This is a genomic window from Pirellulales bacterium (assembly GCA_035533075.1).
GTDB lineage: Bacteria > Planctomycetota > Planctomycetia > Pirellulales > JAICIG01 > DASSFG01.
Map to the genome: position 1 here is coordinate 1 of DATLUO010000039.1, position 15,224 is coordinate 15,224.

Here is a 15,224-nt window from a genome sequence, read left to right on the forward strand (position 1 = left end):
CAGGGCCAGGCCCAGAACGAGCTGCCTCAACCAGGGCCTTGTGACGGGCAGGTGGAAGATCACCTTATCGGCGGGCTCGTCGTGCGAGCTAGAAAACGCTTCGTCTAACGCTCGTTGGGCCGTGTCTGCTTGCCGGTAAACGAATTTGCGGCTGACCTGGAAATCTCCGGCCAAGGACGTGATGGGTTGGCTGCCCGCCAAAGCGTCAACCGCAATGCGCTGTCGCTGTTGGGAGGTCAGCGACTTGGCAGGGCAAAACGAGGACTGGGAAAGGAACGATGGCTGGGTAGAATGTTGCACGTCTGTTTCCTCCGTGAACACTGGGTGAATTCAGGACCAGTTTGGGGGAAACAGACACTTTTCGAGAATACCAACTCCAACGTAGGTTGTTACCCTGCTTTGAACCACGCCTATTCTCCACAAGTGTTGTAGATCGGCAGCACGCCACCTGATCTCCCACGTCAAGTGTTTTCAAAAGCGGTGGCTTTCAGGGCGGGCAGCCGCTTGTCCCGGCGCGCCGGGACTCGGTGCGTCCCTACGGGGCAAGTTTGCCAATCGACAGCGAGCATGATGACGTTCAAGCCCGAGCCGATGCCCAGCATCGCCACCCGGTCACTGGGCGAGAGGTGCCCTTGCTCGATGCCGATGGCCGCCGTGACGGGCACCGCCGCCGAGCCGGTGTTGCCCAGAAACTCGACGGTCGAAAAATCGGCCTGCGGACGCAGTCTCAACGTCTCCAACAACCGCCTGCGGTGCGCCACGCCGACCTGATGGGAGAATACTTTGTCGATATCGTCCACGTCGCAACCCAGCGCATCGGTGAATCGGGCGAAGGCCTCTTTGGCGGTGGCCACGCCGGCGTGCAGCAATCGCTCGGAGTCGGTCGTCATCCAGGGCTGCATACCGCCGGCCACCGATTCGTCGCCGCCGCTGTGGCAGAGCGCGTGGTGTTGCGTGTTTGCCCGCACCACCGACGCAGTCAGCCGGTTGTACGTGCGGCTGATCTGGCGATCGACCAAGAGCACCGCCGCGCTGGCCGAGCCGATGGTGAGCGAGGCCACGGCCAGCTTCATCTGCTCCCGTGTGAGCGACGTGTCGCGGTTCAGCCTGTCGATCGTGGTCTCCACCAACGGGCGACTGCTTTCGGTGCCGACGACCAGGCCGGCACGAATCTGGCCCAGCTCGATCATGTTGGCCACTTGAAGCATGCCGTTCAGCATGCCCAGGCAGGCGTTCGACGCATCATAAATCGTGCAATCGGGGCCGAGACCAAGGCCATCGTGGACGCGGCAGGCGGTCGCCGGCTCCAGGTGGTCGCGGCACACCGAGCCGTGAATCAGGCAGCCAATATCGGCCTTGTCGATGCCGCCGGCTGCGATGGCCCGTTCGGCCGATTGAATGCTGACATCGCTAGGCAACGTGCCGGGCGGCCAGAACCGCCGCTCGCGAATGCCGGTCATCAATTCCAGCCGGCCCTCGGGCAGCCGCAGCCGGCGATAGAGGGGCGCCAGCCGCTCTTCGATTTCGGCGGACGTAACGATCTCGTCGGGCAGCGTGTAGCCGAAAGCTTCGAGGCAAACTCGTTGGTAGCGCATGGAGTGCTCACAGATTGGAAGATGCCTTCAACATAAGACGGCAAACCGCGGTGGTAAAGCGGCGATTCAGGGTTCAGGGTTCAGGGTTCAGGATGAGAGATGAGGGATGAGGGATGAGAGATGAGTCAGGCATCTGAACCCTGAACCCTGAACCCTGAACCCTGAACCCTGAGTCCCGGACCCTCCCACTGCTATCACTCCACTGCTAGCACATTATCTTGGGGTCCCAGCGCGGCACACCCACAAAATAGCCGAATTGCTTGCGTTTTTGAGAGACGGGCTTATAAATCTCCCGTCGCTTGTCGCGTGGGCAAGCGGGTGGGCAGAGTGTTTTTGTCTCAGGGATTTCGAGGCTACAAGTTCAAACCCAGGTTGCTCCGGCGTAGTGCCCAAGATGGGGACGTGAGCGTGGCCGCTGGCCGCGTTCACGCCGTGGTGGTGTCAAGGATGACTCGCGAAGCTGAATTCTTCGTCGTCTCTCAATCTTCCGGCTGGCAATCCGTCGGCCGCGATGCCTCCTCCGCTCGACGGCGCTTCGATGAGCCTCGAAGTCGTTCCGTTCCGTTCCTCTATCAGGACAAGGATCTGTCCAAGGAGTGTGGAAGATGAAGCAGTCGAAACCGTTGATCGGATTGAACGCAGACTACCGCCCGGCCAAGAAGGATTCTCCGGCCTTCAGCTATCTCTGCGCGGGCTATTATGACTCGGTGGTGCGGGCGGGCGGTTTGCCGATCGTCATCCCGCCGCTGGTCGAAGATGCCGACGTCGACCGCGTTCTCGACATGCTCGACGCGGTGGTGTTGGTGGGCGGGGGCGATCTCGATCCGCGTCGCGACGGGTTCATGTTGCACCCTTCGGTGCGGATGCTCGACAACCGCCGCGAAACGTTCGACCGCCGGTTGATGAAGCACGTTTCCGACCGCCGCATGCCGGTGTTCGGCATCGGCGTGGGCATGCAGTTGCTCAACGTCCACGAGGGCGGAAATCTCTTCTTGCACATCCCCGAAGACCTGCCGAAAGCCCTGCCGCACCGCGACGCCCTGGATGCCGCCCACCGGCATGCGTTGGAAGTCGTGCCCGGCTCGCTGATGGAGCGGGTGTATGGCGAGGGTGAAATCCGCGTCAACAGCCTGCACCACATGGCGATTGACGAGGTGGCTCCGGGCTTCGCGGCAACGGCGCGATGTCCGGACGGCGTGGTGGAGGCGATCGAGAGCACGCAGAGCGAGTGGTTCGCGATCGGCACGCAATTCCATCCCGAAAGCGACTCCGCCAGCGCGCTCGACCTGCGGATCTTCGAGGAGTTCATCGACGGCATCCGTACACCCAGCGGCGCCATGCGATTGGTGGCTTAAGGCCACAAGGGTTTGCCGCCCCCAGACACAAAGACACGAAGGCCCAGGCCGCCTTCGTGCTCTTTGTGTCGTCGTGCTCCTCTTGCGCGCGTTGCCCAAGCAAACGGGTCCGGCAAAGTTTTACTTCCCCGCGCAGCGGGACGACTTGGAAACCGGCTTGCCTCGCGGATGTTTCCTGATAAGTTAAACTGCTTCTGCGCGTCGGCCTGCCAGAAAAGCGAAGCTCATGAATGGCCGATGGACGGTGGCTGTAGCTCAGTTGGTTAGAGCACCAGATTGTGGATCTGGGGGCCGTGGGTTCAAGTCCCATCAGCCACCCCTTGTAAACTCGTGCTGAGGCAAAAAAAGCGGCCGGGCGGCTTTCGCCGCCCAGCCGCGTTCCACGGGAAGCTACCTTGCCTTACGATTTCACTTCCACTCGCTGTGGTTTTTGCTCCTCCGTCTTGGGCACCGAGATCCTCAGCACGCCTTCCTTGTACTCGGCCGCGATCTTCTCCGCAGCCACTTTGCCGGGGATCGGAATCACTCGACGGAACTCACCGTAGGTGCGCTCGATGCGATGGAAGGTTTTCCCCTTCTCCTCTTTCTCTTCCTTCTTCTCGCCGCTGACCCACAGCTCACCGTTCTTCAACTCGACTTTGAACTCCTCGGGTTTCATGCCGGGCAGTTCAAGCGCGACTTCGTACCCCGTCTCGGTCTCGGCCAGATTGGCTGCCGGAACGAATCCGACCAGCCACCTGCCCTCCTCGGGGGCGAAGAACCTGTCCATCAGGTTCTCCATCTCCCTCTCGAACCGAACCAGAGGCCGAGGAAGCCGTTCGACACGTGGAACCAATGTTCCAAACATGACACACCTCCTCAAGAACTGAACCTTGTCAAAGCCTCACCGGCCGGGCCACCGCGGCCCAGCCTCCATTTTTAATACGCCGCCGGCCCGAACGCGGTTGTGGATTTTTTCCAAACTTCTTGCCGCCGCGGGCGTACAAAATAGGGAGCGGGGAGGAGGCAGGAAGGGGGCAGGAAGTGGCAAGCTGTCGAGCACAAAGGAGACTGATCTTCGCTGACGAACGATATCGGAAGGGAGCCTCGCGAGCGGGGATGTGAGCTTCGACTTTACGTGGCGCCTGCCGAGGGAGGCAGCCAGGCGGCGCATCCTGCCAGCGGGAAAAACGGCGACTTGCAACGCTTGCGAGGCTCGGGATTGAGGCCGCAGAAGGGCGGCTTTTCGTGGAGGATGGGCTTCCTTGCCCGTCGCATGGGTGGTGACGGCCTAGGAAGGCCATCCGCCTGGGAAGTTGAACGTGCGTTCGGGCGCGCGGACGTGCTAGACAGCCCGCCCTAAGATGGGCGCCTGTCAGCAAAGAGCGTAGAAACACGCTTTCTCACGCCGGCACGAAAGCTGCCTCCTAAGCTGGTGCCCGCGATCTTTGAGCAAGTTGCTCTTTACGGCGACGAGATCGCGACGGCTTTGGCGAAGGAGGCGACCATGGCCACAAATCTTAGTACGACGTCCGATTCCGATCTGCCGGCAGAACCACCGCCGTTGAGCGACGAAGCGTTGCTGTTGCGGTATCGCGACCAGCGCGACCAAGACGCGTTCGGTGAATTGGTAGGGCGTTACCAGGAGGAGTTGTTCCATTACTTGTGGCGATATTTGCACGATGCCAGCCTGGCCGAAGAAGTCTTTCAGATGGCCTGTTTGCGGCTGGCCCAGCACAGCGACCGCTTTTTGCCCGACCATCGGGTCAAGCCCTGGTTCTACACCATCGCCACCCACTTGGCGATCGACGCACTTCGTCATGCGGGCCGCCACGCCGCCACCAGTCTCGATGCCGAGCACGGTGACGATGCTACATTGAGTGAGCTTTTGGTCGGACACGGCGACGATCCCACGGCGCACCTGGAACAGCAAGAGCGGCAAGCGTGGCTGAGACAGGCGATCGCGGAATTGCCGCCGCACCTGCGCGACGGACTCAACCTCGTCTATTTCGAGGGTCTGAAATATGCCGACGCCGCGCGGCGACTCGGCATCCCGTTGGGTACGCTCAAGTCTCGGATGCACGAATCGCTGGTCAAGCTGAACGAGGCATGGCAACGGGATGCGAGGGTGTAGCCGGCGAGCGTGAGAAATCAGGCGGTTGTAAGCTGGCCGTTGTGCTCATGGGTACGTGCCAAGGCGTTGATGGCGTCCATCACGTCGATCGGCACGGCCAAGACCACGGTGTTCGACGACGTGGGTCCAAGTCCGTCGATCGTCTGCAGGGTGCGAAGCTGCATCGCGCCGGGGCTGGCAAACATCGTTTTGGCGGCCAGCGCCAGGTTCGCGGCCGCTTCGCGATCACCCTCGGCCTTCGTGATCGTGGCCCGCTTCTCGCGCTCGGCCGAGGCCTGCCGCGACATCATCTTCTTCAGCTCTTCGGGCATGTCGATGTCTTGAATGCGGATGCCCGTCACTTCCAGCCCCCAGCCTTCGATGTCTTTTTCGACGTTGGCCTCGATGGCCTTGCCGATGGCCTCCCGTTCCACGAGGAGTTGATCGAGCGTCATTTGCCCGATCACGTCGCGCAGCGAGGTTTGAGCATACTGCGAGATGGCATAACGGTAGTCCTGGACCTTGATGATGGCGTCGGCGACGTTATCGACCTTGAAAAAGAGCACTCCGTTGATCTGCACCGGCACGTTGTCCTTCGTGATCACCTGTTGCGTGGGGATGTCGTTGGCGCGAATACGGGTATCGACTTTGCGCACCTGATCGACCAGCGGAATGATGCAGAACAGGCCGGGACCACGCACCGCGTGATACTTTCCCAGGCGAAAGACGATGGCTTTTTCCCATTGCGCGGCGAGCTGAATGCTCGACGACGCGATCACGGCGAGAGGCAGCCAGAGCACGGCGAAGGCGATTGCCAACGACGTACTTTCGGCCGCGATCAGCAGGCCCATCAAAGTCCCGATGATTAGCAAACCGACGAACGCCAGACTGGAAATGTAGTTGATCACCGCGGACCTCGCTGTATAGGGAAAAGTGTAAGTTTTCACTCTCCTGCACGATCAATGCCAGTTTGGTCGATCGCGGCGAAAATCGGTGATTCGCCAGCAAACCTGCCCGCGCGGCGGTTGTTTTATCTAAACCGCATGCGTTTGCCGCCTTCCGGTCCGTGCCAACTCGCTCGCTGGGAGCGGAACCGCGCGCCTTTCGGCCACGCCGGAGGCTAGCCACCGCCCCAAGGGGGAAGCTTGATGGGTTCGATGAAAGCAGGCGCGCCGACGGACTTCATGTGCCGTCGATAAAGCTTGCCGCCGCCGGTGGCGAACAGCATATCGAACTGCTTGCCACCGAAGCAGACGCTGGTCGCGCCGCCGGCGGGCAACGGCAGAATTCCGCGCGAACGGCCGTTGCGATCGAAAATCTGTACGCCCATGTGCGTGGCGACATAGGGACGCCCGTCGCGGTCCATGCACATATTGCCGGCGCCGCTGTCGACGGCCCAGTCCGGCACGTGCATCCAGTAAAATCGCTGTTTCAATTCGACCGTGCCGTCTTGCTTCACGCGGTAACTGTAACCCCAATGAGTGCGGCTTTCCATCACGGCCAACCACAGGCCGTCCGGCGACAAAGCGATGCCCGTCGGATTCTTCAAGCCTTCATCCAGAAGCGTCTTCGTGCCGTCGGATTTGATCAGCCACACGTTGCCGGCCGCCCCATCCGTGGCGTAGAGGTCGCCCCGATGCGTGGCGGTGAGGCAAGTCGCCTCGATGTCGTCGACGCACACCGCTTGACCGTCGGCCTGGAAAGCGAAGGCTTTGTCCGCGGGAACGTTCGCGGCGTCAGCGATCTTGCCGTCAAGATCGAGCTTGCGGGTCCGCCCGGCCGCAATGTCGTGAAAGAACACCTGGCCCTGTGGATTGGCGGCGAGATGGCTGCAGGCGTCGCAGGCCTCGCTGACGACCTCCCAAGTCGAGTTGGGGTCGAGCGTCGCCTTGAGCACGACGTTCTGGGTCTTGGCCGTTTGCGGCGCCAAGGGTTTGTGCCAATCTTTCCAGAGAAAACGCATGGCGTCGGGAAAGATCGCCGTCGCGTGCTTGCCGCTGTGCGGGCCGGTTCCCCAAACATGCTGGTGCTCATAGCCGGAAAACTCCAAGGCCCGGTCGAGCGTCATGTTGCCCATCCACCAGTCGCCGACTTCGGGGCCGCCCATCCACTGGTCGTTTTCGCCGTCCTGCTGGAAGACGCGAATCGGCTTCGGCTCGGTTTTGCGCACGAGCACGGGATAGCGGTCGCCGCCGCGCATGCCCACGAACGTGCCGATGGCCGAAAACACGCGTCGAAACTGGTCCGGCCGCTCCCAGGCGAGCGTGAAGGCCGCGATGCCGCCGGTGCTGCCGCCGCCCGTGCAGCGGTCGTTGGGATCGGCCGACAGCCTGATCGGCAGCCCGTCCGGCGTCTGCCGTTTTTCGACTTCGGGAAAAACTTCATCGACGATCAAGCGGGCCAACGAGTCGTTCAGACCGTCGAACTCGAAGCTGCGATCGAAACGCGGATTCTCCTGCTTGTTCCGCGACGCAACCGTGCCCGACGAAACGCCGATGGCAATCGTCACGGGCATCTCGCCTTTGTGGATCAGATTGTCGAACACCACCGGAACGCCGAAGCCCAGCGCATCGAGCCCCACGTACACGCAGGCGGTCTTGTCGCCTTGGTACTGTGCGGGCACATAGACGGTGATATTGCGGCTGGTGCCGGGAAAAACCTTCGATTCTTCGAACCGGAACGAAAACGTCTTTCCCTTCGGCACGCCCTGTTGAGGCTTTGAATCGGCTCCCGGTTCGTAGTCGTCGATGCCCGTCTTCGCCGGCTGCGCGTGGACACGGGCGGCGGTGCAAACGACGAGACAGAGTAGCAGTGTCTGGAAGGCTCTCATTTCTGGCGGGACCCGATGTAGATTAATGTGGTTCCGTCGGTTGATCGAATCGGCTTCGTCCGGCCCGAGTGCGCGTGTGGCGCCGGTGCTGAAAAGCCATTCTACTTTGATCTGTTCCAGAACCAAAACCCGTGCGCCAGTGAAGACGTGCGGTTCAGGTCCATCCGCCATCTCACGGCTCCGCCGCCGGCGCCGAAAAAGCGCCGCATCGGCCCGGTTGTGCGAATCGAACTGCTGCGGATCTGCCCGCGCCACGCGGGACCATGCGGGCAAGACTGATTGACCCGGTACGCGATCCGTGGGAGACTAACGTTGGCATGAAATACGTCATCGAGATTCCCGGCGAGATCGAGCAGGCCCTGGAAAAGCGGGCGTCCGACACGGGCAGTGATGTGCCGCACCTGATCGAAATGGCTGTCGTCTCGTTCGTCCGCAACGAACTGCGCGCTTCGCCAGCCGGCCGCCGGCCTGATCCACCACTCGAAACGCTCGAATTCGTTCCGCCCTGTGACCTGCCTCGGACCGCCCCGCGCTTCGTTCCCATCCAGCAAACTTCGCACCGGACCCCCGACCCGACCGCGGACATGGCATGATCTACGAGGCTCGTCCACGCGAAGCGCCGCTTGGCCAAGGCGACATTCTCGAAGTGTGTCCGCTGGTGTATTGGACCGCCGAGAGGGATCAAGGCGGCGAACTGCAATTACGCAGCGCATCATCCAATGAACGCGTGATCGTGCTCACGCAGGCGTGTGACCTGGCGAACTCCAAAACCTCTAAGGTGCAGATCGCCGTCGTTCATGCCACCGTCAGGCTCGTGCGCGAAGGCATTCTCAAAGCGCAGACGATCCGCGATCAGGTGCGGCGGCACCTCGTATTTGGGTGGTACTTTCTGCCAGCCGCGGAGCGTAACCCAGAATCGATCGTCGACCTGCACGACATCCATACTGTTCCGCGCGAGCTTCTCGAAGAACAAATCCGACAGGGTCACCGAAACTCGGCGATTTCGACACCGTTCCGCGAACATCTCGCCCAGCATTTGGCGACGACGTACTCTCGCATTGCCCTGCCCGAACCCTACGAAACGCTACCGGAATAGATCGCAGCTGGCGGGACTCCTTCCAGGCGCGCCGAAAATCGCTCGTCACAAGCACCCGCGCAACAGCTTGCGGCCCTTGACGATCAAATAGGCTTCTTCCGGCCCGAGCGCGCGTGCCGCGCCGGTGCTGGAAAACCACTCGACCTTAAGGCCATCGTCCACCAGTATGCCCGGCTGACCTTGCCGCCGTGCCGTGGCCACGTAATGAATCTGGCCGAAGAAGGCGCCCGCCTTGACGAGCCGCGGATCGTCGTAGTCCATGCCGACAAGCTCGCCGCGGCGGCGCTGCCAGGCAGCCAAATCCGCGGCGGTCAAGGCGTCGGCCGCCTGTTCGCGAATCTCGTCGTGCTCGGTGATCCAGCCCGCATAGGCGGCGTAGATGTCTTGCGGCGGCAGGTCGCCCAGGTCGGCCCGAAAAGCGTGGACCACCGGACCCGCGATGCCGATGCCCTGCAGCGTCCGCTCCGCCAGGCGATACTCGTAGCGGAAGAGGTAGCAATCGACTTCGTGTTCATAGCCCGGCCAGTGTTGACGGCAGGCGTCGACCAGCTCCATGCGTTGCGGCGGAGCGCCGAAATAGGTGGGCAGTGCCAGCCTCACGGCCAGCTCGGCCTCGGCCCGTGCTTCGGGCGAGCGGTATTGCTGCGGCACCTGCTCGAGCTGCTCGATCTCTTCCAGCGTCGCCAGTGCCCGCAACCGCACCACCGGCTCGGCCGCCATATCGACCAGCACCTCGGTGCCGCGCTCGTCGCCCAGCCTGGCCAACGCCGACGCCGCCTCGGTCCGCACCCGCCGGTGCGAGAGCTCGAGCGTCTGGTGCAACTTGCCGGCCACACGCGGATCGCCGATCATCGCCAAGGCGTTCATAAGCGCCACGACCAGCCCCGTGCTGTCGCTGACGATCTGATTCAACTCGGCGGGCGAACGGGCAAACTCGTCGGGCCGCTCTTCCAGCCGCGCCAGCCGATTGACCATGCCGCCCAAAAGCCCGCTCAGACGCTCAACCCGGCCGGCCGCCGGGTGCCGGCTTACGCGGCCGCAGCGCGTCAGGTAATTGGCCAGATCGAGCACCACGGTGGCCAGCATCGGGCCGTGCATGGCGTCGAGCAGACGCGGAAAGAGCGCGTCGGCCGGATAGGTTTTGTGCTGGAACAACGGCACGAAGGCCAGCAAGACGTCGTTCGTCTCCGACGGCGGGTCGCTGACAACCAGCCCGGCGAACGTCGCCAGCGCGGGCCGCTGTCCGCTGCCGGCAAGCAGTCGCAAAAGCTGCGGCCTGGCGCGGCTGTCGGCGCCCAAATAGCGGTAAATCTCGGCGGCGCACTTCACGGCGACCGCGTCGAGCGACTCCGACAGCGCTTTGGCCGGCAAGCCACACCACAGCTTTTCGAGAACGGGCGACCAGAAGCGGTCGGCCGCGAGCGGTTCTGAGAGCGTGGTCGCCAGGTCATCTCGTCTGGTCAGATCGGCGAGCAAACCGAGCGTCGCCGGCAGATCGGCCGCACTGACGCGCGCAGCGGCCAGCGAGTCGCAGTAAGCCGACCATCGAGCATCGCTCTGGCTGGCGGCCGCGAACACGTCTGGCAGCAGCAAATCGGGCAGAGAATCAGACATAGGGTGCCGGTAACTCGGTTATACCGGGCGACCGGGCAAAGAGCGAGCGGCGGCGGCAGACCTCACGCCGCGGTACGGCGCGGAGTGCCGGCGTTCGCCTGTTGCCGGATTTTATCGTGCTCCAACAGCATGAATCGCACGGTCGCCGGACCCTCGCCAGGCTGCCCGACATAGACCAAGGTCGCGGCATGCATCAGCCGCGGAAAGTAGAACCAGGCCCTTTCCAGCGATTCGCCGGCCTGGTCGGCCGAAACGACGATCAAGTCGCACTCGCCGATGCTGTTGGCCGCGCGGGAGAGCGCAGCGAACGGATCGCCCGGAACGAGGCGGATGCGTACGCCCGTCGGCTGGAGCATGCAGTGGGCGTGTTTCAGCGAAAGCCGGGCGCTGTCGCTTCGCGGAGAGCTTTCAAACAGGTCGATGCCGGTATAGCAGAGATTCCCGACGCCGCGCGTGCGCCGGACCAGGTCGAGCATTCGCCGTGTACGCAGGCCATCATGCATGCCCAACTCCAAGATCCGTTTCACGGGAGCTTTGCGAATCGCCCGGTAGATGACCCTGTCGGCCGAGGGACGGGAAAAATAGGCGAGATGTAGGGCTCGGCAGGAATCGAGCAACTTTCCCATGGCGTGCTCTCAGGTAGGAATCGTCCCTCACGGGCTCTGTATGTAGGGAGCGCCCCTCACTTGTTATAAGTCGGCAAAGCGAGCCAGCGGATTTAACGACTTCTGAGCAGGCCGGGCTGAGCGTCCAGCTCCAGCGGTTCCAGCAGGCCCGCCTTGAGACGTTCGATGGCAATGGCCCCCATCACGGCGTTGTCGGTGCATAGCTCAGGCGGAGCCAAGTAGATTCGCAGGCCGTTTTCGGCGGCCGCTTGATCGAGTCGCTGACGCAGCAGGCGGTTTGCCGCCACGCCGCCGCCTACGCACAGCGTCGTCCAACCAGTGTGCCGCAGGGCGTCGAGCGATTTGCCGACCAGCACATCGACCACCGCCTCTTGAAAGCTGGCGGCCAGATCGGCGGCCGTTTGCTCGTCGGGCGGCGTCACTTCGGCCCCCTGATCGGCGATCTTATACCGCACCGCTGTCTTCAGCCCGCTGAAGCTGAAAGCCAGCCTCGCCGGCTCGTGCAAAAAGGTCCGCGGCAAAGTGTAGGCCCGCGGATTGCCGCGTTCGGCCGCCCGCTGAATGGCGGGTCCGCCGGGATAGCCCAGCCCCAGCATGGCGGCCACCTTGTCGAACGCTTCGCCGGCCGCGTCGTCGATCGTGCCGCCCAGCATTTCGAACTCCAGCGGGCCACCGCAACGGAACAGGTTCGTGTGCCCGCCGCTGACCACCAGCCCCACGCAAGGAAAAACGCCCTCGCCATAAGCCAGCCGGCAAGCATAGATGTGGGCCTGCACGTGGTTGACGGCGATCAACGGGATGTCGAGCGCGACGGCCAACGCTTTGGCAGCCGACACGCCCACCAATAGTGAGCCGGCCAGGCCGGGAGTGTTGGCGACGGCCACGGCGCCGATATCGGCCAGCGTGACCTGAGCGCGTTTGAGGGCTTCGTCGATCACGGGCAAAATCCGCTCGACATGTGCCCGCGACGCGATTTCGGGCACGACGCCGTGAAACCGCTCGTGCAGCGCGTCTTGCGATGCCACGGCCGAGCCGAGCACGTCAAGCCGATCGCTGACGACGGCGGCCGCTGTTTCATCACAGGTGGTTTCGATGGTCAGAACGAGCGTCATTCGCGGCGCAGATATCCGGCGCTCGATTCAAAGTACTTGCGGCGCCGGCGATGTCCGGCCTCAGCGGCTTCGGCCTGTTGCCGCTTGAGGTCGTCGTGGTTGGCCTGGCAATAACGGCAACCCGCTTCTTCCAGGTGAAACGCGATATAGGCCGTGTGGTCTTTGGCCAGCACTCCCAACAGAAAACTGCCCAGTTCGTTGCGCGTGGGGCACGTCAGCCGGTGGCGTCGCCAGATGTCGCCCAACGAATGCGTGCCGCCGTCGCGTCGGGCGTGGATCGCTGCCAACCGCCGCGCCAACTCGGTGTCTTGGCGCGCGGCCGCTTCGATGCGCGCCATCTGGTCGCTGGGCAAAGCCTCGTCGAGGTACGATTCCAGCTCGATGTCGGTAAATGAGGGCGTCATAATGCGAACTCGTTTGCTTCAGATGTGCCTCAATAAGGGTCTGTCCGGTTGTTCAACGATCTGCTTGCTGGGTTGTTTCAGCCAGCCCTAGATGTCATATTTTAACGTGACCATCACCCACGTCTTTATAGTTCGGATCATTGGCCGGCTCAAAGTTCGGCGGAAGCTGATCGTTGCGACGAACCATCTTGCCGATGTATGTGAAGAGGTTCCCGCTGAGTGTATAAACGCCTTGTTTCCAGTTGTCGGGCAGAACCGGCTCTTGCCCGGTTGCAGGCTCTACCACGGCCGCCGTCGAGTTCGGCAACTTTCGCAACTTGCAGGAAGTACCGGGAACGGTCACCCCATCGCCTTGAAACGCCGCTATCAGCGCTTGTTGCTGCTGAGTGCTCAGGCCCAGGTTCTCGAACCCGAGGTCAACATCGCCACGAAGAAACGCGAACTCTGGTGGCGTCTGCTTAAATTCCGCCCAATCGGCCATTTCCGTCAATCGAAAAGATTCGGCGAACCCACGCATTCCTAGCCCTCTTTCAATATGTATCCGTCTGGCTCTTCCTTGTACTGCGACAAATCCACGTCCACAGCGGCAACTTTCTTTCCAAGCCATTTGTCGGAACGGACGGTCTGCCGCCAACTTCCGGGCAGCGTAACTTCACCGCCCTTAGCCGGTTCGACGAACGTAAACATAGACATCACAGAATGGCGAAGTTTGTACAGTGTGCCGGGAACAGCCACTCCTTCACCAGCGAATGCTCTGTAGATTCTGTCTATTTCGCCTTGCGGCAGCCCCAGTTTATCGAATCCGAGATTGCACAGGTGTCCGCCAAGGAATCGCAGTTCCTTCGGTAGGTCGTCGGAGACCGGAGCGCTGGGCGGTTTCTTGGACGGATCTTTGATGCGCACAGCCGTTGTCGAAGATCCCCGCAGCAGTAATTGCCTGGTATTTTCCGGAAACTGCTGCAAGCTTGACAGGTAATTACGGTCCAAAAAATCAGTCATCTAGGTCATTCCTCGCTTCGTACAACTCAGGAAAGACATCCTCCGGCAGATCCTGCTGCCGTACGGCCGCCCGCAGCTTGGCCAGGAAGTCGAACTTGTAATTGGCCACCGTCTGCTCGGAGATTCCCAGCTTCGCCGCCGCGTCTTTGTTGGCGACGCCGCGCACGAAGAGCAGCTCGGTACACTCGATCTTCTCCCAATCGCCGCGCGTCCGCCAATGCGCCAGCAACTGAGTCATGGCCTGCACCAGCGCCGCTTCTTCCAAGTGCCGCCGTTCGCCGCTGCGCACCAGGCTGCTGGCGGCGCGCTGCGAGCCGGGCACGTCCCATTCTTGCTCGCCGCTGGGGCCGCCGCCGATCAGCGGCAAGGCGGGCCGCCGACCTTGCCGCCGCAAATGATCGGTCAGTTTGTGGGCCGCGATCGAAAACAGATAGCTCTCCAGCGGCCGGTGGGTATCGTAGTTCGGCAGACTCGTCAGAAAACCGATGAACGTCTCTTGCACCACGTCTTCGCTCGTGCTGCGGTCGCGGAGCCGCGTTTCGACGAACGCCAGCAGCCGGCCTTCGAAACGGCCGATCAACTCATCCCAGGCGTCGTTTTCGCCGGCGCGGATGCGGTCGATCAGAAGTGTGTCGGACTGGCTGACAGGGGGCATGGAGCGTCTCGTGCCAAAGGTTGGCAGCGGTCCGCCGGTAGGTCCGAGAAGCTCTTCGAAAACTCCCCGTAGGGCGGCCTTCCTAGGCCGTCGCTCGATCCAGACGGCCTGGGAAGGCCGCCCCACGGCGACTTTACGACCATCCCCCGCCACGGAGTACTCTCACGACCAACAGGCCGGCGACCGCTGCTAAGGCCAGTATCGCCGCTGTGGCGGTCAGCCGCAAGCGCCCGGTGTAGTAGCCGCGCGTCAGCGTGTCGAGCTTGAGATAAGCAAACAGGATCGTGAGCAGCCCCAGCAGCGCGCCGCCGCCCGCCGCGGTGTACGCCAACCGCTCCGACACCATGGCTTGCCGATAACTGCCCTCGATGCGTTGCTTGGCATCGCCGTCGAATTCGAGCAGCTCGTGCAGATAAATCATTTCGTCGATCGTCGTCTGCCGCCGCTCTTCCCATTCGCCGCGCACGATGTGCTCGTCGATGTACGAATCGGACAGCGCGACGTGGGCGGCCTTTTCTTCGCCGAGCAGACGCGCGGCGTACGCCCGCACGGCCTTGTGCAAGGCTTCGGGCAACTCATTCTCGCACTCGGTGCGCGAGAGGTAGGGACCGACCGTAATTCGCGTGCGATAAAGGTTGTCCACGCGGCCCGTTTCGGCGTCCATCCAGGCGGGCCGGGGCGAACCGGACGGCGCCGTGCTGGCACCAGCTAGAGGCGGCGTTGCGGGTTTTGCGATGTCCGTCTGGATCTCGACGGTGCCGCCTTGGGGCACGTTAAGCCGTTCCGGTCGTGATTCGATTTCAATCGGGATTCGCGGGGCCGGCGCGATCGGAAGCGGCCCGGTCC

Annotated in this window: 17 protein-coding genes and 1 tRNA gene; 5 read left to right on the plus strand and 13 right to left on the minus strand. The window is 62.5% G+C overall.

The genetic code is table 11. The features are described 5' to 3' along the window. A partial coding sequence (locus tag VNH11_04425; GenBank protein HVA45612.1) for a hypothetical protein occupies positions 1-300 on the minus strand: 300 nt, incomplete at its 3' end. A gap of 161 nt (positions 301-461) precedes the next feature. Beyond that, the gene (locus VNH11_04430; protein ID HVA45613.1) at positions 462-1,595 is read right to left on the minus strand and encodes a 3-oxoacyl-ACP synthase III; all 1,134 of its coding nucleotides are present in this window, start codon (positions 1,593-1,595) and stop codon (positions 462-464) included. A gap of 605 nt (positions 1,596-2,200) precedes the next feature. Between VNH11_04430 and VNH11_04435 the strand changes: the two genes are divergently transcribed. Both VNH11_04435 and VNH11_04440 read left to right on the plus strand, forming a co-directional pair. Then, complete coding sequence (locus tag VNH11_04435) at positions 2,201-2,950, plus strand: gamma-glutamyl-gamma-aminobutyrate hydrolase family protein (protein ID HVA45614.1); 750 nt, start codon at positions 2,201-2,203, stop codon at positions 2,948-2,950. A gap of 244 nt (positions 2,951-3,194) precedes the next feature. Further along, positions 3,195-3,268 (plus strand) — tRNA-His (locus tag VNH11_04440). A gap of 82 nt (positions 3,269-3,350) precedes the next feature. Here the strand turns inward: VNH11_04440 and VNH11_04445 are convergent. Continuing rightward, a complete protein-coding gene (locus tag VNH11_04445) occupies positions 3,351-3,797 on the minus strand; it encodes an Hsp20/alpha crystallin family protein (protein HVA45615.1) in 447 nt (148 codons plus the stop codon). A 639-nt stretch (positions 3,798-4,436) separates the two neighbouring features. Here VNH11_04445 and VNH11_04450 point away from each other — a divergent pair. Continuing rightward, entirely contained in the window at positions 4,437-5,063 is a 627-nt protein-coding gene (locus VNH11_04450; protein HVA45616.1) for an RNA polymerase sigma factor, read from the plus strand. 17 nt (positions 5,064-5,080) lie between these two features. Here the strand turns inward: VNH11_04450 and VNH11_04455 are convergent, their stop codons facing one another. After that, a complete protein-coding gene (locus tag VNH11_04455) occupies positions 5,081-5,989 on the minus strand; it encodes an SPFH domain-containing protein (protein ID HVA45617.1) in 909 nt (302 codons plus the stop codon). 173 nt (positions 5,990-6,162) lie between these two features. Further along, complete coding sequence (locus VNH11_04460; protein ID HVA45618.1) at positions 6,163-7,872, minus strand: SMP-30/gluconolactonase/LRE family protein; 1,710 nt, start codon at positions 7,870-7,872, stop codon at positions 6,163-6,165. 263 nt (positions 7,873-8,135) lie between these two features. Here VNH11_04460 and VNH11_04465 point away from each other — a divergent pair, with 263 nt between their 5' ends. Both VNH11_04465 and VNH11_04470 read left to right on the plus strand, forming a co-directional pair. Then, entirely contained in the window at positions 8,136-8,465 is a 330-nt protein-coding gene (locus VNH11_04465; GenBank protein ID HVA45619.1) for a hypothetical protein, read from the plus strand. A 65-nt stretch (positions 8,466-8,530) separates the two neighbouring features. Then, a complete protein-coding gene (locus VNH11_04470) occupies positions 8,531-8,968 on the plus strand; it encodes a hypothetical protein (protein HVA45620.1) in 438 nt (145 codons plus the stop codon). 45 nt (positions 8,969-9,013) lie between these two features. Here VNH11_04470 and VNH11_04475 read toward each other — a convergent pair whose 3' ends face one another. The 8 genes from VNH11_04475 to VNH11_04510 form a co-directional block, all read right to left on the minus strand. Next, a complete protein-coding gene (locus VNH11_04475; GenBank protein ID HVA45621.1) occupies positions 9,014-10,582 on the minus strand; it encodes a HEAT repeat domain-containing protein in 1,569 nt (522 codons plus the stop codon). 62 nt (positions 10,583-10,644) lie between these two features. Further along, positions 10,645-11,109: a hypothetical protein gene (locus VNH11_04480; GenBank protein HVA45622.1), complete on the minus strand. Its 465-nt coding sequence runs from the start codon at positions 11,107-11,109 to the stop codon at positions 10,645-10,647. Between the two features lie 191 nt (positions 11,110-11,300). After that, positions 11,301-12,320 carry a tRNA (adenosine(37)-N6)-threonylcarbamoyltransferase complex transferase subunit TsaD gene (tsaD, locus tag VNH11_04485; GenBank protein HVA45623.1) on the minus strand — a complete coding sequence of 340 codons (1,020 nt, stop codon included), beginning with the start codon at positions 12,318-12,320 and terminating at the stop codon, positions 11,301-11,303. After that, positions 12,317-12,724, minus strand: coding sequence for a hypothetical protein (locus VNH11_04490; GenBank protein HVA45624.1), 408 nt, complete (start codon positions 12,722-12,724; stop codon positions 12,317-12,319). Before VNH11_04490 ends, tsaD begins: the two co-directional genes overlap by 4 nt. A 94-nt stretch (positions 12,725-12,818) precedes the next feature. Further along, positions 12,819-13,241 (minus strand): hypothetical protein, encoded by a 423-nt coding sequence (locus VNH11_04495; protein ID HVA45625.1) that lies wholly within the window; start codon positions 13,239-13,241, stop codon positions 12,819-12,821. A 2-nt stretch (positions 13,242-13,243) separates the two neighbouring features. Then, the gene (locus VNH11_04500) at positions 13,244-13,723 is read right to left on the minus strand and encodes a hypothetical protein (protein HVA45626.1); all 480 of its coding nucleotides are present in this window, start codon (positions 13,721-13,723) and stop codon (positions 13,244-13,246) included. Continuing rightward, positions 13,716-14,378, minus strand: coding sequence for an RNA polymerase sigma factor (locus VNH11_04505; protein ID HVA45627.1), 663 nt, complete (start codon positions 14,376-14,378; stop codon positions 13,716-13,718). The genes VNH11_04500 and VNH11_04505 overlap by 8 nt, the downstream gene beginning before the upstream one ends. A 133-nt stretch (positions 14,379-14,511) precedes the next feature. After that, positions 14,512-15,042 carry a hypothetical protein gene (locus VNH11_04510; protein ID HVA45628.1) on the minus strand — a complete coding sequence of 177 codons (531 nt, stop codon included), beginning with the start codon at positions 15,040-15,042 and terminating at the stop codon, positions 14,512-14,514. Between the last annotated feature and the right edge of the window lie 182 nt (positions 15,043-15,224).